This window comes from Mangrovibacter phragmitis, assembly GCF_001655675.1.
GTDB lineage: Bacteria > Pseudomonadota > Gammaproteobacteria > Enterobacterales > Enterobacteriaceae > Mangrovibacter > Mangrovibacter phragmitis.
Genome location: NZ_LYRP01000001.1, coordinates 34929 through 54428 on the forward strand (window position 1 = coordinate 34929; position 19500 = coordinate 54428).

Consider the following 19500-nt stretch of genomic DNA (forward strand, 5'->3'; position numbering starts at 1 on the left):
AATGTAAGTTATCTATCGTATAATTGCACTCTAGACACAATTTTTTAGTACGTAATCCTGAATGATCACGGATTATACTAAAGGGAGTTTACTGAATGATTCATGTTGGGCTTAATAACTTCAGAATGCGGCAACTCAATAAAGAGCTCATTATGTCTCTGGTCTGGAGAGAAAAAAGAGTCACAAAGTCGCAGGTGGCAAAAAACACTGGCCTGTCAATTCCAGCCGTTACCAATATATTGGAAGAACTGATCGTTGAGGGGCAGCTTTCTCATTCAGATAAGAACCTGAGCAACCGGGGAATTAGTAGTGGTAGTTATCTCCTCCCGGAAACGAACCCTATGACACTGTGTCTTAACGTGACACCAACCACAATTGAAAGTCAGTTAGTTGATCATCAGATAGTACCTGTCAGTGAGTTGACCTGTGAATGGGTGTCAATGCCTGGCCCGGCAGTATTGTTAGATGTAATTGCGCAGAGGTATATAGATTGCCAGAAAAAATTCCCCAATAAAAAGATCAGGCTTGCTATTGCAATGCATGGGCAGGTAGATCCTGAAACTGGTGTTTCACAATATATGCCTCAGGCTCCGTGGCGAGAATCTGTTGAAGTTAAATATATTCTTGAAAACAGGTTAAAATGCCCGGTCATAGTTGATAATGACTGTGTTATGCTGGCATTAGCCGAAAAATGGCAAGGTCATAATGAAAATAAAGATATTTGTGTAATTAATGTCGATTATGGTATTGGCTCATCATTTATTATTAATAATACTATTTATCGCGGTAGTCTGTATGGAAGTGGCCAAATTGGCCATACCATAGTAGATCCGGATGGTAAAGCCTGTAGTTGTGGTCGTTATGGTTGCCTTGAAACAGTAGCCTCACTGAGCGCAATTAAAAAACAGGTAAGAATAAGCATGAAGCGTAGTTGTGGCTTATCGTCTGGTGAGGTTGAAAATATCAATACAGATATATTGACTGAACTATGGCGTAATAAAGATCCAGTGACCAGGGGAATTATTGAGGATGGTGCAAATGCCATAGGGCTCAGCTTGTATAATTTTCTTAATATATTAAATATTAACCAGATTTGGTTTTATGGCGCAAGTTGCCAGTTTGGTAATGAATGGCTGGAAATGATTACCCGGAATGTGAATGGCAATCCTTTTGATCCCAAAAATAATGTTAAAAGAAACGAAACAAGTATTCAGTTTGGGCGTTTGACCCGGCAGGAACAAATCATGGGGATTGCCTGGTTATATGTTGAGGAGAATTTATCTTCATTTCAGTGTTAGTTCGATTTTTTAGTGGGATATGGGCTGGTAACATAGAGCATGTTCAGTGGCAATCAGCAGGGTTGCTTTAGTAATATGTTATCAAGGCGTACAGGTTTCAGCTAGTGTGTTTTATTACCGTTAGGCTACCTAAAACTGGTGTACTGACAAAGTGAAAAAAAAGGTTTATCTTTGTTGGCGCTTATAGCGAATGAAATAGTTATTTACCCAAGGTTAACTGATGATTACATTTCGCCCAATGCGGGAGGATGAGTATCCGGGCTATCTGGAATACTTTATTACTGATTACGCTCGCGAGATTACAGAAAATTATAAACTTACTCCTGATGACGCTCTTACCAGAGCCAGGAAAGAAATAGCTGAAAGCCTGCCTGGCGGAGTAAAAACGCCGGGCCATGTGTTGGTATGTTTAATTTCTCACTCAGGTGATTCAGAAAAGCATATTGGGTACTTGTGGTATAAACCTGATGCCATTATGCGCTCTGTTTACATTTATGATTTTTACATCTTCGACACTTGCCAGGGGCAGGGGTTGGGGAAACATACGCTTTGGGAATTTGAGCATGAGATGCAGACGCAGGGGTTTGCAGAGATCAGGCTTCGCGTGGCTGGCGACAACGAGCGTGCCCGGCATGTCTATGAGGCAGTCGGTTTTGGAGTGACGGGAATCAACATGAGCAAGAATATTAAGAATTGAGGCTTTGCCGAAAAGAAAATAAGAAGAGGTAAGCCTGATGACAAACCTCATGTCCGCACAGAACGAGAGGATGTCACCCAATAAAAAACCAGAAAAATCAATTTATTGATTTTCGGCTGCTCACTAAAAAGAAGGAAAAACCACGCTTTTTCCTTCTTTTTCATCAATCTGAGGTGCGATTAAGCACCTCCGGTATGGTAGTTATAAATAACGCGTAATCAAGTGTTGGCGGAAATGGTCAGGGTTAAGTGACTCACCTGTCGCTTGTTTTACTAATTCATCTGTTGCCAGCAGGCAACCTTTATTCCAAATGTTGTTATTCAGCCAGTTAAATACAGGTGTCAGATCACCTGTGCGGATAATCTCATCTATATCCATTTTCTGGCGGATTGTCGCCATAAACTGCGCTGCGTACATGGCACCTAATGTGTAGGTAGGAAAGTACCCAAAACTACCATCAGTCCAGTGAATATCCTGCATACAACCGTCACGGTAATTATTCTGAGTGGAAAGCCCCAGTGATGCCTGCATTTTCTCATTCCACAAATCAGGAATGTCACCGACCTCAATATTACCTTCCATCAACGCGCGTTCTATCTCATAGCGCAAAATAACATGTGCCGGGTACGTCACCTCATCTGCATCAACGCGAATCAACCCGGGCGTAACACGGTGGTTCCAGGCAATGAAATTGTCTTCCTCAAGTGCTGGTTGTTGAGGGAAATGCTGTAAAACCAGGGTGCGCAGCTGTTTTAAAAACAGAGGATGGCGGCCAACCTGCATTTCAAAAAACAGGCTTTGCGACTCATGGATACCCATAGAACGCGCTTCAGCAACCGGCTGCCCCCGCCATTCACGCGGCAAATTTTGTTCATAACGCGCATGGCCGGTTTCGTGGATCACCCCAAACAGGGCACTAAACAGGTCATCTTCGCTGTACCTTGTGGTTATTCGTACATCATCCGGCACACCGCCACAGAACGGATGCGCACTGATGTCCAGCCGGCCAGCCTCAAAATCAAAGCCCAGCACTTTCATCACATCCAGGCCAGTTTCCCGTTGTAACGAAGTTGAAAACGGGCCTTGCGGGGGAACCAGAGGGAGACTGGCCTGGCGCGCCATAATTTCCTGAATCAAGTCTGGCAGCCAGATTTTTACCGAGCCAAACAGTGTATCGAGTTTGGCACTGCTCATACCAGGTTCGTACAGATTGAGTAATGCATCGTAACGAGAAACACCGGTTGCCTCTGCGCGCAACGTAGCTTCTTCCCGGGCCAGACTGACCACTTCTTTTAACAGCGGCTCAAAACTGGCCCAGTCATTACTGGCCCGTAAGGTGCGCCAGGCGTGTTCGCAGCGGCTCCCGGCAAGTGACTGCGCTTCAACCAGGTTACCGGGTAATACGGTAGCCAGTGCATATTGCCGGGTTATTTCATGCAGGTTAACCTGCTCGCTGCTACTCAAGGGTAATGTTTGTGCTTCGGCAATCCAGTCACCTACAACCGGTTCGGTCAGTAACTGGTGGCGCAATACTCGAAGCTCTGCCAGAGCTTCACTACGGGCGGCTGCGCCTTTCGGTGGCATCATGGCCTGCATATCCCAGCCGGCAATAGCTCCGAGGTGTGCAAAGCGGGACAGTCGCTGGAAACGGTGAGTAAGTTGCTGGTATGCGTTGGGCATTCTCAGACCTTATTTTCAGATTAACGAATCAGATAACGCATCAATAACACAGATATTGTATGCAAGTGAATAAGGCTCTGCAGATGGCTGTAAAACGTTGACAGGAAAAATAGCCTGAAGATTTCAGGCATGACGTGCAAACGGTATATATTTACCGCCTCTTATTCAGGTTGCCTGTTTGAGCATGCCATAAACAAGAGGCTTATTTTTCTAGTGTGCTTTGAAATGCAACCGGGCTCCGGTACACAGAGCCAGGCAAAGTAACAGGGCGATAAACCCGGCAACGCCCGGCCAACCAGCGTTATGCCAGAAAACGCCACCTAAGGTGCCCGCCAGGCTGGAACCCAGGTAATAACAGAACAGGTACAATGATGAAGCCTGGCCTTTGGCCCGGCGTGCGCGTTGCCCAATCCAGCCGCTGGCAACAGCGTGAGCGGCAAAGAACCCGGCCGAGAACAACAGCATGCCAATAAATATTGCCCACAGATTATTGAATAACGTGATAAGCACGCCACACAACATAATTGCCGTGAATAAAATCATGACTGGCCCGCGGCCATACTTATTGGTCATTGCTCCTGCTCTGGGGGAGCTCCAGGTACCAGTCAGGTAAACCACCGACAACAACCCAACCACAGCCTGGCTCAGGAACCAGGGAGCAGACATCAGGCGGTAGCCAATATAGTTAAATAATGTGACAAACGCGCCCATTAACAAAAAACCTGTCGCAAATAGCAGAGGAAGACCATCATCCCGCCAGTGCAGGCGAAAGTTAATCAGCAGCGTTTTAGGCCGTAGTGAAGCAGGGCGGAAATGACGCGAAGCAGGCAAAATGCGCCAAAACATTAAGGCGGAAGCCAGCGCAAAACAACCGATGAAACCCATGGCGATACGCCAGGAGAATAAGTCCGTCACCACACCGGTAATCAGGCGGCCACTCATGCCACCAATTGAGTTCCCACTAATATAAAGCCCCATAGAAAATGCCACTACGCTTGGGTGTATTTCTTCACTGAGATAAGTCATCCCTACAGCGGCAACACCACTGAGCGCCAGGCCTGTCAGTGCGCGCATAATCAGGATCCCTTGCCAGGTTGGCATAATCGTGGCAAGGATGGTACAAGCTGCCGCCAACAGAAGCGCCGCAACCATAATGGGTTTGCGCCCCATGGCATCTGAAAGTGGTCCGGTAAACAGCAAACCAACCGCCAGCAACCCAGTGGACATAGACAGTGAAATACTGGCGCTGGCAGCCGAAATGCCAAATTCGTGGGAGAGAATTGGCAAAATAGGTTGTACACAATAGAGCAACGCGAAAGTGGCCAGGCCTGCGGTAAACAGGGCAAGGGTCACACGCATAAACTGGGGAGTACCACGCTTGATAAACTCAGAACTTACCGGTGCTTCAGAAGGTTTACCGTCAATAACTCTGCCCGGTGCAGAGGTGACGATGGTTGTACGGCTCACACGAATCCCTAATTTTTCTCTCTTCCCCCGCATTCAATGGGACGGGGTAACCACCTGGTGTAGGGTAGGAATTTTCGATTATTCTGTCTAATATATTAATAATCTCAAATAATATTTATAAAGTATGAATATCGAATTGCGCCATTTACGCTATTTTATTGCGGTTGCGGAAGAGTGTCATTTTGGGCGGGCTGCTGCGCGGCTGAATATTTCCCAGCCACCACTGAGCCAGCAAATCCAGATTCTGGAGCAGCAAATTGGTGCACGCTTGCTGGCCCGCACCAACCGGAGTGTCAGCCTTACGGCTGCGGGGCAACAATTTCTGGCAGATGCACGGCAAATTCTTATCCAGGTCGAAGCGGCTGCAACTCGTGCGGAGCGATTGCACCAGGGGGAAATTGGCGAGCTACGCCTGGGTTTTACTTCCTCAGCGCCATTTATCAAATCTGTTTCGGCATCTTTATCCGCTTTTCGCCGCCAGTACCCCGGTGTGCATATGCAAACCCTTGAAATCAATACTCGTGCACAAATCGCGCCCTTGAGTGAGGGAGCGCTGGATCTTGGCCTGATGCGTAATACCACATTGCCGGATACGCTTGAATGGCAGGTCATTCTGCGTGAGCCATTGCTGGCGATGCTTCCCATGGATCATCATCTTGCCCGCCGGTCAGTAATTCCATTAACTGAACTGGCAAAAGAACCCTTTGTTTTTTTTGATCCTCATGTGGGAACGGGTTTGTACGATGAAATTCTGGGGCTATTGCGCCGATATAATTTGACTGCGCAAATTACCCAGGAAGTGGGAGAAGCAATGACGATAATTGGCCTGGTTTCCGCAGGCCTCGGGGTGTCGATTTTGCCGGCTTCATTTCGCCGGGTACAACTTAAAGAGATGGTCTGGGTTCCCCTTGATGTCCATGATGCGGTTTCAGAAATGTGGCTGGTCTGGTCGCGCCATCATGAGCAGAGCGCTGCGGCACAGCATTTCAAAAATCTGCTGTTAACATCAATCAAAGGCTAATAAAGGGTTAATAATTCGCCAGTACATGAGTAAAAATGTGCGTTAATTCACAAGGCTGGGTAAATATTTGACGGCGAGTACGGAAGTGCTTCACCATAGCGCTGAAGATTATTTCGAAGCGCGAAAATAAAGGGAGCCGTCCGTGGTGGTTGACAGCCAGCCAGGCCATATAGATCAAATTAAGCAGACCAATGCAGGTGCCGTTTATCGCCTGATTGATCAACTCGGCCCGGTTTCCCGCATTGACCTTTCACGCCTGGCGCAACTGGCGCCTGCCAGTATCACGAAAATCGTGCGTGAACTGTTGGAAGTGCATCTGGTTCAGGAGACTGAAATTCAGGAGCCGGGTAGCCGTGGCCGTCCGGCAATTGGCCTGCAGGTAGAAACTGAGGCCTGGCATTATTTGTCGGTGCGTATTTCTCGTGGCGAAATCAGCCTGGCATTACGTGATCTGAGCGGCAAAGCCGTGGTCGAAGAGAACATACCGTTTGCGCAGTCCGGCAATGAGCCATTTCTTGAGCGGCTTGTCAAAGAAGTGGATGCATTTTTTACCCGCAATCAGTCCCGCCTGGAGCGGTTAACGGCGATTGCTATCACTTTGCCCGGTATAATTGATACGGAAAATGGCATCGTGCACAGCATGCCGTTTTATGCCGATGTAAAAGAAATGCCTCTTGGTAGTACGCTGGAAAACCATACCGGTGTGCCTGTGTATATTCAGCATGATATCAGCGCATGGACTATGGCTGAGTCATTATTTGGCGCATCGCGTGGAGCCCGCGATATTATTCAGGTTGTTATCGACCACAATGTGGGTGCTGGTGTGATAACCGACGGGCGGTTGCTGCATGCTGGCAGCAGCAGTCTGGTGGAGATTGGGCACACCCAGGTCGACCCATGGGGGAAGCGTTGCTACTGTGGAAATCACGGTTGCCTGGAAACCATTGCCAGTACAGACAGTGTACTTGAGCTGGCACAGCAGCGCCTGGGCCAGTCGATGAGCAGCATGCTGCATGACCAGCCTTTATCCGTTGAATCCCTGTGTGATGCTGCGCTGAAAGGGGATTTACTGGCAAAAGATATTATTACCGGCGTGGGCACCAATGTGGGGCGTATTCTGGCAATTATGGTGAATTTATTTAACCCACAAAAAATACTGATTGGCTCACCACTGAACAGGGCCGCAGCTATTCTCTACCCGGCAATGACCAATTGCATACACCAGCAGTCGTTACCGGCATACAGCCGCCATATCCGGGTAGAGTCTACCCAGTTCAATAACCGTGGCACGATGGCTGGAGCCGCACTGGTAAAAGACGCGATGTATAACGGATCTTTACTCATCCGTCTGTTACAAGGGTAACAATTTGTCGTAACCACACTAAAAATTGCGCTACCTCAAACTGGCTGTCTGAGGATTCTTTTAGAATTTCTGCACTGAATTATTTATTCCATTAACTATCCCCAAATAATTTAAGTTGCAGAACAGGCCTGCTTACGTGGGTTTGAGTGTGGTCGCAATCACCTTTCCAACACAGTATTCGGCACATCTGGCAACTTGGAGTACGAGGGGCCTTTCTTCCCTTACAATATCGGTGGAGTCAGCCATGCTGAAGCGTTTTTTTGTCACGGGAACGGATACAGCTGTTGGTAAGACAGTCGTGTCCCGTGCGTTACTTCAGGCGTTGGTGTCAGCGGGACATACTGCTGCAGGGTATAAACCTGTAGCCAAAGGCAGTCAGGAGACACCGGAAGGGTTACGTAACCGGGATGCACTTGTGCTGCAATCGGTCTCATCGCTTGAATTACCTTATGATGCCGTCAATCCTGTCGCTCTGAGCGAAGAGGAAAGCAGTGTTGCTCACAGCTTCCCTATTAACTACAGCCTGTTATCTGATGGCCTGGCGAAGTTATCCGGCCAGGTTCAGCATGTGGTTGTTGAAGGTACCGGGGGCTGGCGCAGCCTGATGAACGACCTGCGGCCACTTTCTGAGTGGGTGGTGCAGGAACAATTGCCGGTACTGATGGTGGTGGGTATCCAGGAAGGGTGCATCAACCACGCATTGCTCACGGCGCAGGCTGTCGCCAGTGACGGTCTGCCGCTGCTTGGCTGGGTGGCTAACCGCATTAACCCATGTCTGGCGCACTATGCAGAAATTATTGATGTAATGAGTAAAAAAATCCCGGCACCGCTGGTAGGGGAAGTACCCTATTTACCACGGGCGGAACAGCGGGATTTGGCCCGATATCTTGATCTATCCGTACTGGGCCTTACGGTAAATCGAGTCCGGCCACAGCCAGCGTGACAGCACGGAAGCAATAACACTGGCCAGTAACAGGGCGGGTAACAAAGTATACTCGCCTGTCATTTCGCACACCATCAATGCCGCCATGATAGGCGCATGGGTGGTGGCGGCAAGTAATGCTGCCATTCCTGTCAGGCCGAAGCAGAGCACGCTTTCGGTATCCACGCCATGGAGCATTCCCCACAAACGCCCGGCACATAACCCTGTTGCCACACCAATAAATAAGGTGGGTGTGAAAACCCCGCCTGGGGCACCGGAACAACTGCTCGCCAGCACAGCCAACAGCTTACACAGTAAAATCAGGCCAATAAACCCGAACAGTGGAGGCTGGCTCAAAAATGCCTGAACAACGCTGTAACCATTACCCCAGACCATGGGAGTAAATGCAGAAAGGCAACCCACTATAGCGCCACCAGCCATCAGCCTGAGCGGTAAGGGCGCTATTTTTTGAAAGCCTTTACGGCTGGCGGACATCAGCCTGAGCAATAATGCTCCCCAGCACCCCATAACCACGCCAAGTAGCGCCATTTCCAGGTATTGAGAAGGTGATGGCGCGGTAAGAGGTATCACCTGGTAGAGCGTGGTTCTGCCGTCACTGAGCAGGAGTGTCACCAGTTGTGCACTCACCGCAGCAATTACCACTGGCCCAAGCGAAGCCAGCATTAAGGTGCCAAACAACACTTCGGCAATAAACAGGCTTCCTGCAAGCGGGGCATGATAGGCGCTGGCCATCCCGGCCGCAGCACCGCAGGCCAGCCATAATTTCCACTCTTCGCGTGGTGTCAGGTAGTGGCACAGTTTGGCAGCAGCTAGCGAGGCAAGCAATATCATGGCTCCTTCCCGGCCAATTGCGCTGCCGGTAGAAACCACAATCAGTGAGGCACCGGATTTAACCAGGCTGCGTTGTGTGTCAAGCTGGCCATCGCCACTTTCAATGGCTTCCATATAGTCGTCCGGGCCGTGAGGGTGTTGGTACGAATAGCGCTGCCATAGCCACAGTACCAGTCCGGCCAGTAACCCCCCTGTCGCGGGTGTCAAAATACGTCGCCACACAGGTAAGGCATCGGCTGCCGCAACCAGGCTGCCACCATGACTTCCCAAAACTGCATTTTCCAAAAACAGTAATGTTTGGCGAAATAACCAGACCGCGAGTGCTGCGGCAATACCTGTGACAACGGCCAGCAACAGGCGGCGCAACATACTGCGAATTTCCGGAAAAGGGTGAAGACGACGCATGGCAAAGATTCCCCAGAGTTAATCTTTATTTTAACTATCTATCAGTTGGTTAGCATTCTGGTTATAAGGTTATATTGAAACGAAATATAACAAAAGGTGACACTGTCACTTAAAGGCTGATTAATTAACAATCAGGCCTGACAATAGACCGCCAGGTCTGATGAGTTAAACACCATTCAGCGCCATAAAGGTTTATCAGCTACCGGGACTGGTGAGCCTGCCTGCCATTGGTGGAGAGTAACTTGTGTGAGTTGGCTCAGTGCAGAGTAAAAATCGCCAGGTTCACTTTCGCCCAGTACATTGAGAAACCTGGGAGCCCAGGGAAGTATATGCCACGCCAGCAGTTCGTTGGTGGCCTGTTCCTGGCCATTTTCCGCCAGCCAGGCAGCCAGCATAAGAAGGGTGCCAATATGGTCTTCCGGTTCATTCTGGTTGGTTTCATGTTGAATACCCAGTTGTTGCATCCAGCTACGTAACGCAAGCAAAGAGTCGCCAAACAGGACATTTTCTTTATCAAGCCAGACGGAACCCCAGGGGGGAGCAGGCAGGGCGTCTGGTCCAATAAATAACCGTTGCCACGTTTCATCCAGTTTCCGCCGCTGTGGCGCAGCGAGCCGCATTCTCTGTGCAATACTGTTCAGCCTGTCATCTGCCCAGGGCCAGTCTTGTAGCCAGCTACCGGACGTGAAAGCGTCAACTAACGAGTGCGTTTGTGGTGCTTGTGGGGAAAAATAAAACAGCGCACCCAGTGCGCGTCCTGTCAGGGCAATATTCTCCAGGCGGGACATGTTACACCTCAATTAACAGTGAATAAGTGGGCGTCCTCGCCCACAGAAAGTTCAGTTTTCTACAACCATACCAATAGTTACACCCAGACCATAGAACAACCCGCGGCCAGTCCATTCACCGAGAATAACCAGCCCCCATCCGCTGAGCAAGGCTGGTAACGATGGATTCTTGCGTCGCACCAGTGGGCAGGCCCGGCAACCCCGCCCTGATACCAGCAATACCATGTGTGTTGTTCGCCATTGAGCATAGTGAGAAAGCAAAGTAGTGGCCTGCTGTACTGAGCTGTGAATCCCGGCAAGAGGGAGTGTCTGCGCGTGGTGTAATACACAGGGCCAAAATCCAGCGCCCGTAACAGGCAGGATTCAACGCAAGACTGTTTTTCACCTTCAGCGACACGGGAATAACAGCCATCACAATACCTTCTCTATTTCAACGAGGTTGGTATGCTGCGGGTTGCCTTTCGCCAGCGGAGACGGACGCTGTGTGGTTAATGTGTTGACGCATGCGCCGTGGTCAATACGGTCCCCATTCATACTGGCATTATGCCATGCGCCCTGGCCCATAGCGGTTACGCCGGGCATAATGCGCGGTGTCACTTTCGCGGGAATACGTAGCTCTCCACGTTCATTAAATACCCGCACCATATCTCCTTGTTGGATGCCGCGCTGTTGGGCGTCAACTGGGTTGATCCACACTTCCTGGCGGCAGGCAGCCTGCAGGACATCAACATTGCCATAGGATGAATGAGTGCGCGCCTTATAATGAAATCCAAATAACTGTAAAGGCCACTGACGGCGGTCTGATGAATCCCAGCCTTCAAACGTGCTGGCATAAATGGGGAGTGGGCTGATGACCTCATCAGGTTTGATTTCCCACTGTCTGGCAATGTCTGCCAGCCGGGAAGAGTAAATTTCAATTTTTCCGGAAGGCGTTTTCAATGGATGCGCCACCGGATCATCGCGAAAGTCTTTATAGGCCACGAAATGCCCGTCCGGGTCTTTGCGCTTATAAATACCCATTTCACGCAGTGCTTCATATTGCGGGAGTTTGGGATCACGGGCGATCATTTTGCTGTACAGGTACTGCAACCATTCACGCTGGGTCCGGCCTTCAGTAAATTTCTGGTAAATATCCGGGCCGAGCCTGCGGGCAATTTCACTGGTTATCCAGTAAATGGGTTTACGTTCAAATTTTGCAGAGGTTGCTGGCTGGATAAATATCAGGTAGCCCATATTTCCTGCATAATCATTGGGAATAATATCTTCCTGCTCAACGGTCATCAGGTCTGGCAACAGAATATCGGCGTATTTAGCCGAAGCAGTTAAAAAGTTGTCGATAACCACGATCATTTCGCACTGTTTATCGTCCTGCAAAATATCATGGGTGCGGTTTATCTGGGCATGCTGGTTTACCAGCGTGTTGCCTGCATAGTTCCAGATAAATTTAATGGGCACATCGAGTTTTTCTTTACCTCTCACCCCGTCGCGCAGCGCAGTCATCTCCGGCCCACGGGTAATGGCATCTGTCCATGTGAAACAGGAAATCGCGGTTTTAACTGGGTTATTCAGTACTGGCATACGCTCAATGGTAATGGTCCAGGTCGATTCACGCGCACCACTGTTACCACCGTTGATGCCAACATTACCGGTCAGAATGGGGAGCATCACTATTGCGCGGGATGTCAGTTCACCATTAGCCTGGCGCTGCGGCCCCCAACCCTGGCAAATGTAGGCTGGTTTGGTACTGCCTATTTCCCGGGCAAGCTGGATAATTTTGTCGGCAGGAATACCCGTAATAGCCGATGCCCACTGTGGCGTTTTCGGCGTTTTATCCTCTCCAGCGCCTAATATCCAGGCTTTATAATGGCCATTAGCAGGCGCATCCGCAGGGAGTGTTTTCTCGTCATAGCCAACGCAATAGTCATCTAAAAATGCCTGGTCAACTAAATTCTCGGTAATCAGAACCCAGGCCATTCCCGAAACCAGAGCGGCATCCGTACCCGGACGAATGGGAACCCACTCATCCTCACGGCCAGCGGCGGTATCGGTGTAGCGGGGGTCAATTATTATCATTCTGGCATTGGATATTGCCCGAGCCTGCTCAAGGAAATAAGTGATCCCGCCGCCGCTCATGCGGGTTTCTGCCGGGTTATTGCCAAACATCACCACCAGTTTGCTATTTTGAATATCCGAAGTGCTGTTACCCAGGTTACTGCCATAGGTATAAGGCATGGCACAGGAAATTTGTGCGGTGCTGTAAGTCCCGTATTGGTTGAGAAAACCGCCATAGCAGTTCATCAGCCGGGTGACCAACGATGCCGAAGGTGAGGAGCGTGTGATATTGCCGCCAACAATGCCGGAGCTGTAATTGATATAGACAGCTTCATTACCCCAGGTTTTCACCACCCGCTTCAGGTTAGCGGTAAGGGTATCCAGAGCTTCATCCCAGGAGATGCGCCTGAATTTTCCTTCACCGCGTTTACCGACTCGCTTCATTGGGTAATTCAGCCTGTCCGGATGGTTCATTCTGCGGCGAATTGAGCGGCCCCGCAGGCAGGCGCGCACCTGGTGATCACCATAAATATCAAACCCGGTATTATCTGTTTCGACCCAGGTGACTTCATCATTAGTGACGTGCAGGCGCAGTGCGCAACGGCTGCCACAGTTAACTGAGCAGGCACCCCAAACCACTTTATCTCCGGCGGGAGCCATACCCTGTTTCACGGCCGCAGTGGCAGGGCGCAGGCCGAATGGCAAACTCACACCACCGGCGGCCAGTGCCAGCCCACTTAACATGCCAGATTTGACCAGCGTCCGGCGGCTGATACCGCTATGTTCATCGCTCGACATAACTCGCTCCATCGAAAAAATGAGTAACTACAACCTGAAAAGAATGGATGAAAGCGTAAATGGCTGCGCGGTAATGCCTGTGGACTACTACGGGCTTTTGCACAGGGAACGCTTCCGTCGTTTTTAGTTACCAGACTAATAATTTTTAATATGCAGTGTGGCAGGGTGGATGGAGTAAAATATTATTTCGTATCAAATATCAGCGGGTTTTGTGTGATAAAAAAAGGGACTGGCAGGGGAGCCAATAACAGGCGTGGCTCATCAAAGTATGGCCACGCCGGGGGAAGAAATGCTATCAGGGTGATGGCGTGTGCATTTCGCTGTCGCTGGTATTATCGGTGTTATCGCCTTTTTGGTAGAGAATTTTAAAGGTATCGTTTGCACAATGGCCAACTACCTGCGCTCCTGGTTGTTCTGCCTGGTCATTGGCTACAATCGAAAGCGAGAAGTTATCCGGGTCAACACCATTATGGATGATACGTTGTTCAATATCGGCTTTTACCCGTTCGCAGGATGCCGGTGCAGCCAGGGCAGAGAAGCTAAAACACAGTAACAATGCGGTAGGCCATAAAACGGCTTTCATCGGTATTACCTCCTGAATTTGTGTGATACCTCAGTCTGGCAGATAATAGGTAAAGTACTGTATTGCTTTATATCATTTAAACAGGTTAATTCTGATTTGCTAAGGAACTATGTGCGATACGTCATTCCAGTGAGTTTTATGGCGATTCTCCTCGCAGGTTGCGATGACAATCAGCCCCCTAAGGCACTGACGCCTGAAATGGCCAGTTTTTCTAATGAATTCGATTTCGATCCGGTGCGCGGCCCGGTAAAAAAGCTGACCGAAACATTGCTCAATGAAGATGGGAAAGTTGAGCGGCGCTTCCATGCCACGTTATCGCAGGAAGGGTGTTTTAACACAATGGATATGCATGATGTGTCGCGTAACACCGATTCGTCTTTACTCCTCGATGCTAATTACTATGTTAATGCTATTACTCAGGAAAAGCTGATTCGGCTACAGGGAAAATGCCAACTGGAGTCCATTCCTGCAGCAGGAGTGACATACCAGACCAATGACAATGATTTCGTGACAGGCGTGTCCAGTAAAGATTTGCATATCACCTATCGCTACGCGGCGAACGGGTTTCCTCTGGGGCGGGTAACCAGGAGAGGTGACCAGACGCTGGAGATCCGGAACATTCCAGTAAAAGACACGCGCAAGCTGCTTGATTACCAAACACAAACCTGGGTAAATGGTAAACAGGTTAGCCAGACGGTACAAACCTGCGACTATGACCGTCACGATAACCCGACAACCTGTGAGATAGAAAGTAACAGCGTTACGGCGCAACCCGAAACGCAAACCCGGTATACAGTAAAGTACGAAATTGAATATTACTGACAGTTACTGGCTGTGTGCCAGGCTGTGAGTACGCTTACTGCGCAGTGGGTTTCACCATCCCACTCGCGGGTATTTTGTGCAGTGCCATATATTGGTGCTGCAGAATATACATTCTGATGGTGTTGCGATATTCGCCATTAATAAAGAACTCATCTACCAGCTCACCTTCTACAATGAAGCCCAGCTTTTTGTAGATGTGAATGGCTTTGACGTTTTCTTTATCAACAATCAGGTAGAGTTTATATAGGTTGAGAACGGTAAACCCGTAATCCATAGCGAGTTTTGCAGCTCTGGATGCCAGGCCTTTACCCTGAAACTCTGGGGAGATAATTATCTGGAATTCCGCGCGACGGTGGACATGATTAATCTCCACCAGTTCAACCAGACCCGCTTTTTGCCCCTCGCACTCCACAACAAAACGGCGTTCACTTTGGTCATGAATATGCTTGTCATACAAGTCAGATAGCTCGACAAAAGCTTCATAGGGCTCTTCAAACCAGTAACGCATAACACTGGCATTGTTATCGAGCTGGTGGACAAAGCGCAAATCTTCGCGCTCCAGCGGGCGCAGTTTTATTTCATCAAACCCTGACATGTTTTATTCCCTGTGTTTGAGATGTGCTCCCGGCTGGCGGGAGCGGGAGAGGTTATTGAGCTATCTGACGGCCAGTGTTGCGGTCCAGGCAGCGTAATGTGTTCGGCTCCCAGTACGCATTAACATTGGCACTTTTCAGGCAACGGTCACGAGCGTCGAATGCTGCATCTTCCTTATCCCATTCTTTTTCAACCCGTTTATTAACCTTGTTACGCAAAGAACGCGTGTCATTCCATTGCTCTTTATCCATTGCTGCGTTTTGACGGCTCTGCGCGCTGTCACCTGACTCAATAATCAGTTTATCTGTCTTCGATAATGCAGGGGCTGAAAATGCCACAGCACTGGCCAGCAGGGCGACAGGCAGTAATGAAGTTAACAATTGTCCTGCTTTATTCATAGAGACTCCTTATTCACACAATCACCGGATCCTTGTTTTGTATTTACGCACAGGAAGGCCCGGGCACCTGCCGTAAATTATCACGAGTATATAACATTGTAATGCCAGCTCAACACTACCGGTATATCTCGTTGCAATTACATACAGGTTAATGATAAGTCCAGGACAGGCCCGGGTTTTATCACGGGCTGTTATCCGCAAGAGCCAGACTGTTCTTGCGAGTATCAAAACGCAATTTCATTTTATTTTGTGACTGTTATCACAATTAACTACCATTCTAGTCTTGTAGTAGGGGAAATATGTCGTACATCATGAAAGCACAACACTGAGTCTGCCAGGATAACGCCATCCTGGTTCAATCCGCTTAATGATGAGTTTAATAATGGAAAAGACGTTATTAGCAGCAAACGCAACCTGTCCAGCCTATGACAGAAATGCCCTTAAAACCCGCATTGTTCACCTGGGTTTTGGTGCGTTCCACCGCGCCCATCAGGGGGTTTATGCCGATATTCTTGCCGCTGAACACCAAAGCGACTGGGGTTATTGCGAAGTTAATCTGATTGGCGGCGAACAGCAAATTGCTGACTTACACCGCCAGGATAACCTGTATACCGTCGCTGAAATGTCCGCCGATAACTGGCAGGCGCGCGTAGTGGGCGTGGTAAAACGTGCCATGCACGTCTCTGTTGATGGCCTGGACGCGGTTCTGGAAGCCATGTGTGAGCCTCAGGTGGCTATTGTCTCCCTGACCATTACAGAAAAAGGGTACTGCCACTCCCCGGCAACAGGTGAACTCAACCTGGACAACCCGCTGATTGCCGAAGATTTACGCCACCCGCAACAACCGAAATCGGCTGCCGGTGTGATTGTTGCCGCGCTGGCATTACGCAAAGCGCGCGGTCTGGCGCCATTCAGCGTGATGTCATGCGATAACATGCCGGAAAATGGCCATGTTACCCGCAACGTTGTGCTGGCATATGCCCGCCAGGTTGATGCTGCGCTGGCAAGCTGGATTGAGCAGCACGTCACTTTCCCGTGCACCATGGTTGACCGTATTGTGCCTGCCGTGACAGCAGATACGCTGGCTAAAATTGAACAGATTACCGGGGTTGCTGACCCGGCCGGTGTTGCCTGTGAACCTTTCCGCCAGTGGGTGATTGAAGATAACTTTGTCGCTGGCCGCCCTGAATGGGAAAAAGCCGGCGCACAGCTGGTCAGTGATGTTATCCCGTTTGAAGAGATGAAATTACGGATGCTTAACGGCAGCCACTCATTCCTGGCGTATCTGGGTTATCTTGCCGGTTACCAGCATATTAACGACTGTATGGGCGACGATAACTATCGCCGTGCCGCACATGCCCTGATGTTGCGTGAACAGGCACCAACACTGCAGGTTCAGGGCGTTGACCTGGCGCGTTATGCTGATTTGTTGATTGAGCGTTACACCAACCCGGCGCTGCGCCATCGTACCTGGCAAATTGCGATGGATGGCAGCCAGAAGTTACCGCAACGCATGCTGGATTCAGTTCGCTGGCATCGCGCACATAACAGTGATTTCTCACTGCTGGCGTTGGGGGTTGCCGGGTGGATGCGCTATGTCGGTGAGGTGGATGAACAAGGCCAGCCCATCGAGGTGATGGACCCGCTATTGCCTGTTATCCGTGAAGCTACTGCCGCTTCGGCGGAAGATGATTCACGGGTTAAGGCTTTGCTGGGGATAAGCGCGATTTTTGGTACAGATTTACCCCAGGACCCGGTTTTTGTGGGCGCAGTTACCCGGGCCTGGCGTTCACTACTGGCGAATGGCGCAAAAGCGACGGTTGCCGCATGGGCTCAGGCGAATGCCTGATTGCCTGCTACTGGCACAGTGATTTATGTTTAATCAACCAAACCCGCTGCGGCGGGTTTTTTTACGCTCAGAGATTAGTCAGATGCCACTAAACAATCTCCAACTGGTCATTGCGAGCGTAAACTTGCCGGTGAATAACGCGAAACCGGCATTAAGCGGGCTTATTGCTCTTCCGTAAACCAGTCGCGGTTTTCCTGGCGGATTAGCAAAACAGAGGCGCTAATCTCAGCCAGATGCTGATGCATGGTTTCGTCCGCCAGTTGTTCATCATGCTTTTCCAGCGCCCGGAATATCGCCCAGTGCTGCTCCAGCAACATCTCATGAGGTGTAACGTGGTCAAGGCTCATAAAACGCACCCGGTCCATTGCCGCTTTAATATTCTCAATGGTCTCCCACGCCAGGCGACACTGGGCAATATCACACAGAATTTGGTGAAAATCGTCGTCCAGTTGGAAAAAATCGTTCAGCTGGTGGCGGTCAATTGCCGTGCGCTGCTGATTAAGGTTTTGCTCTAACTGGTAAAGTTGTGCATCGGTAACCAGTATGGCGGCCCGACGTACCACCGCGCGCTCTATCGCTTCCCGGACAAAACCGCCACTACGTACCTGGTTCAGGGAGATTTTGTTGACATAACTTCCGCGTTGAGGACGAATCTGGATCAGACCATTTTCTGCCAGTTTGATAAACGCCTCACGTACCGGCTGGCGCGAAACGTCAAAACGCAGTGACACTTCTTTTTCTGAAAGCGGGGTGCCGGGTGGAATCAGGCAGTGAACGATATCGCGCCGCAAAATGCGGTATATCTGCTGATTGACAGGTTGAGTAGGGTTGAGATGCGTTTCTTCGGTCATGGTTTGTCTTTTGTTAGAGTAAACCCAATGATTTTACCCTGTTTTTGGCGGTTCGCCCATACCCGGCTGGCAAGCCGGGTGGGGAAAATCAGGCGGAGCGATGGACAGTTAACCCACCAAACGTCTGGCTGACGGGCATCATTTCAAGTGTGTTGATATTGACATGCGCAGGCAGCGTGGCAACCCACCAGACTGCCTCGGTGACATCTTCCGGGCTCAGTGGTTGCGTGTTCTGATAGGTTTTATCTGCTTTATCGTCATCACCTTTAAAGCGCACATTGGAAAATTCCGTGCCCCCAACCAGGCCTGGTTCAATATCGGTTACCCGCACCCCGGTACCATTCAGGTCGGTACGCAGATTCAGGCTGAACTGGCGAACAAACGCTTTGGTTGCCCCATAAACATTGCCACCTGCATAAGGCCAGCTTCCGGCAGTGGAACCAATATTAATAACATGCCCGCGGTTACGTTCAACCATGCCAGGCAACACCGCGCGTGTCATATATACCAGGCCTTTGGTATTGGTATCAATCATGGTTTCCCAGTCATCCGCGCTGGCTTTATGTGCAGGTTCTAAACCCAGAGCCAACCCGGCGTTATTTACCAGAACATCGATATTGCGCCATTCGGCGGGCAATGAGCTGATAGCGGATTCAATCGCCGCACGATTACGTACATCAAGTTGAATGGTCAGCACACTGTCGCCCAGGGCGTCCTGCAATGTCTTTAAACGCTCAGCTCTGCGCCCGGTAGCAATAACTCTATGTCCGTTTGCCACAAAACGACGAGTGATTGCTTCACCAAACCCGGCTGTTGCGCCTGTAACCAGAATAAGCATCTGTGTTTCCTCTACATTTTTGCGTGGTTTTGCCCATGGACGTTCAGGCAGTGGTGATACAGCAAGTGATTGTTCGGTAACCCGGATGACCCGCACGACTGCCTGAAACAGAAACTATACCTTAGCACGCAAAACATAAGCTTGAGAACTCTGCCCGGATGACGACAGCAACGCGATGTTCCTTAATGGTGCAACTGAACCATTAAAGTGCAGCCAGCGTAC

General features: G+C 49.8%; 18 protein-coding genes and 1 pseudogene. 7 read left to right on the forward strand and 12 right to left on the reverse strand.

Going from position 1 to position 19500, the window contains the following annotated elements:
* The first annotated feature begins 95 nt into the window (after positions 1 to 95).
* Together A9B99_RS00160 and A9B99_RS00165 are read left to right on the forward strand one after the other, a co-directional pair.
* A complete protein-coding gene (locus tag A9B99_RS00160; protein WP_064593429.1) occupies positions 96 to 1298 on the forward strand; it encodes an ROK family protein in 1203 nt (400 codons plus the stop codon).
* 220 nt (positions 1299 to 1518) lie between these two features.
* Positions 1519 to 1995 (forward strand): GNAT family N-acetyltransferase, encoded by a 477-nt coding sequence (locus tag A9B99_RS00165; protein ID WP_064593431.1) that lies wholly within the window; start codon positions 1519 to 1521, stop codon positions 1993 to 1995.
* Between the two features lie 201 nt (positions 1996 to 2196).
* Here A9B99_RS00165 and A9B99_RS00170 read toward each other — a convergent pair whose 3' ends face one another.
* Entirely contained in the window at positions 2197 to 3675 is a 1479-nt protein-coding gene (locus tag A9B99_RS00170; RefSeq protein WP_064593433.1) for a carboxypeptidase M32, read from the reverse strand.
* Positions 3676 to 3885: 210 nt separating this feature from the next.
* Positions 3886 to 5142 carry an MFS transporter gene (locus tag A9B99_RS00175; protein WP_064595407.1) on the reverse strand — a complete coding sequence of 419 codons (1257 nt, stop codon included), beginning with the start codon at positions 5140 to 5142 and terminating at the stop codon, positions 3886 to 3888.
* A gap of 124 nt (positions 5143 to 5266) precedes the next feature.
* Between A9B99_RS00175 and A9B99_RS00180 the strand changes: the two genes are divergently transcribed.
* The 3 genes from A9B99_RS00180 (at position 5267) to bioD (ending at position 8469) form a co-directional block, all read left to right on the forward strand.
* Positions 5267 to 6163 carry a LysR family transcriptional regulator gene (locus tag A9B99_RS00180; protein WP_064593435.1) on the forward strand — a complete coding sequence of 299 codons (897 nt, stop codon included), beginning with the start codon at positions 5267 to 5269 and terminating at the stop codon, positions 6161 to 6163.
* Positions 6164 to 6305: 142 nt separating this feature from the next.
* Entirely contained in the window at positions 6306 to 7526 is a 1221-nt protein-coding gene (gene mlc / locus A9B99_RS00185; RefSeq protein ID WP_064593436.1) for a sugar metabolism global transcriptional regulator Mlc, read from the forward strand.
* 244 nt (positions 7527 to 7770) lie between these two features.
* On the forward strand, positions 7771 to 8469 hold the full coding sequence (gene bioD / locus A9B99_RS00190) for a dethiobiotin synthase (protein ID WP_064593438.1): 699 nt from the start codon (positions 7771 to 7773) through the stop codon (positions 8467 to 8469).
* Here the strand turns inward: bioD and clcB are convergent.
* The 6 genes and pseudogenes from clcB to A9B99_RS00215 form a co-directional block, all read right to left on the reverse strand.
* A complete protein-coding gene (gene clcB / locus A9B99_RS00195) occupies positions 8419 to 9705 on the reverse strand; it encodes a voltage-gated ClC-type chloride channel ClcB (protein ID WP_064593440.1) in 1287 nt (428 codons plus the stop codon). The two genes, bioD and clcB, sit on opposite strands and share 51 nt — an antisense overlap.
* Positions 9706 to 9881: 176 nt before the next feature.
* The gene (gene dmsD / locus A9B99_RS00200) at positions 9882 to 10493 is read right to left on the reverse strand and encodes a Tat proofreading chaperone DmsD (RefSeq protein WP_064593442.1); all 612 of its coding nucleotides are present in this window, start codon (positions 10491 to 10493) and stop codon (positions 9882 to 9884) included.
* A 51-nt stretch (positions 10494 to 10544) separates the two neighbouring features.
* Positions 10545 to 10754 carry a DmsC/YnfH family molybdoenzyme membrane anchor subunit gene (locus tag A9B99_RS00205; protein WP_231889136.1) on the reverse strand — a complete coding sequence of 70 codons (210 nt, stop codon included), beginning with the start codon at positions 10752 to 10754 and terminating at the stop codon, positions 10545 to 10547.
* A gap of 64 nt (positions 10755 to 10818) precedes the next feature.
* A pseudogene (locus A9B99_RS23995) lies at positions 10819 to 10909 on the reverse strand (dimethyl sulfoxide reductase subunit B); the annotation flags it as partial.
* Positions 10905 to 13343 carry a selenate/tellurate reductase subunit YnfE gene (ynfE, locus tag A9B99_RS00210; protein ID WP_064593446.1) on the reverse strand — a complete coding sequence of 813 codons (2439 nt, stop codon included), beginning with the start codon at positions 13341 to 13343 and terminating at the stop codon, positions 10905 to 10907. The gene ynfE and the pseudogene A9B99_RS23995, both read right to left, overlap by 5 nt.
* Before the next feature lie 295 nt (positions 13344 to 13638).
* The gene (locus A9B99_RS00215; protein WP_064593447.1) at positions 13639 to 13926 is read right to left on the reverse strand and encodes a DUF1161 domain-containing protein; all 288 of its coding nucleotides are present in this window, start codon (positions 13924 to 13926) and stop codon (positions 13639 to 13641) included.
* Positions 13927 to 14037: 111 nt separating this feature from the next.
* Between A9B99_RS00215 and A9B99_RS00220 the strand changes: the two genes are divergently transcribed.
* The gene (locus A9B99_RS00220) at positions 14038 to 14748 is read left to right on the forward strand and encodes a YnfC family lipoprotein (RefSeq protein ID WP_074388744.1); all 711 of its coding nucleotides are present in this window, start codon (positions 14038 to 14040) and stop codon (positions 14746 to 14748) included.
* A 34-nt stretch (positions 14749 to 14782) separates the two neighbouring features.
* Here A9B99_RS00220 and speG read toward each other — a convergent pair whose 3' ends face one another.
* Positions 14783 to 15343 (reverse strand): spermidine N1-acetyltransferase, encoded by a 561-nt coding sequence (speG, locus tag A9B99_RS00225; protein ID WP_064593452.1) that lies wholly within the window; start codon positions 15341 to 15343, stop codon positions 14783 to 14785.
* 52 nt (positions 15344 to 15395) lie between these two features.
* Positions 15396 to 15740, reverse strand: coding sequence for a DUF1283 family protein (locus A9B99_RS00230; protein ID WP_064593453.1), 345 nt, complete (start codon positions 15738 to 15740; stop codon positions 15396 to 15398).
* A gap of 382 nt (positions 15741 to 16122) precedes the next feature.
* Here A9B99_RS00230 and A9B99_RS00235 point away from each other — a divergent pair, with 382 nt between their 5' ends.
* A complete protein-coding gene (locus A9B99_RS00235; protein WP_064595409.1) occupies positions 16123 to 17589 on the forward strand; it encodes a mannitol dehydrogenase family protein in 1467 nt (488 codons plus the stop codon).
* A gap of 161 nt (positions 17590 to 17750) precedes the next feature.
* On the opposite strand, the gene A9B99_RS00240 is transcribed toward A9B99_RS00235, so the two are convergent.
* Both A9B99_RS00240 and ydfG read right to left on the reverse strand, forming a co-directional pair.
* Positions 17751 to 18440: a GntR family transcriptional regulator gene (locus A9B99_RS00240; protein ID WP_064593454.1), complete on the reverse strand. Its 690-nt coding sequence runs from the start codon at positions 18438 to 18440 to the stop codon at positions 17751 to 17753.
* Positions 18441 to 18528: 88 nt separating this feature from the next.
* On the reverse strand, positions 18529 to 19278 hold the full coding sequence (ydfG, locus tag A9B99_RS00245) for a bifunctional NADP-dependent 3-hydroxy acid dehydrogenase/3-hydroxypropionate dehydrogenase YdfG (protein WP_064595411.1): 750 nt from the start codon (positions 19276 to 19278) through the stop codon (positions 18529 to 18531).
* Between the last annotated feature and the right edge of the window lie 222 nt (positions 19279 to 19500).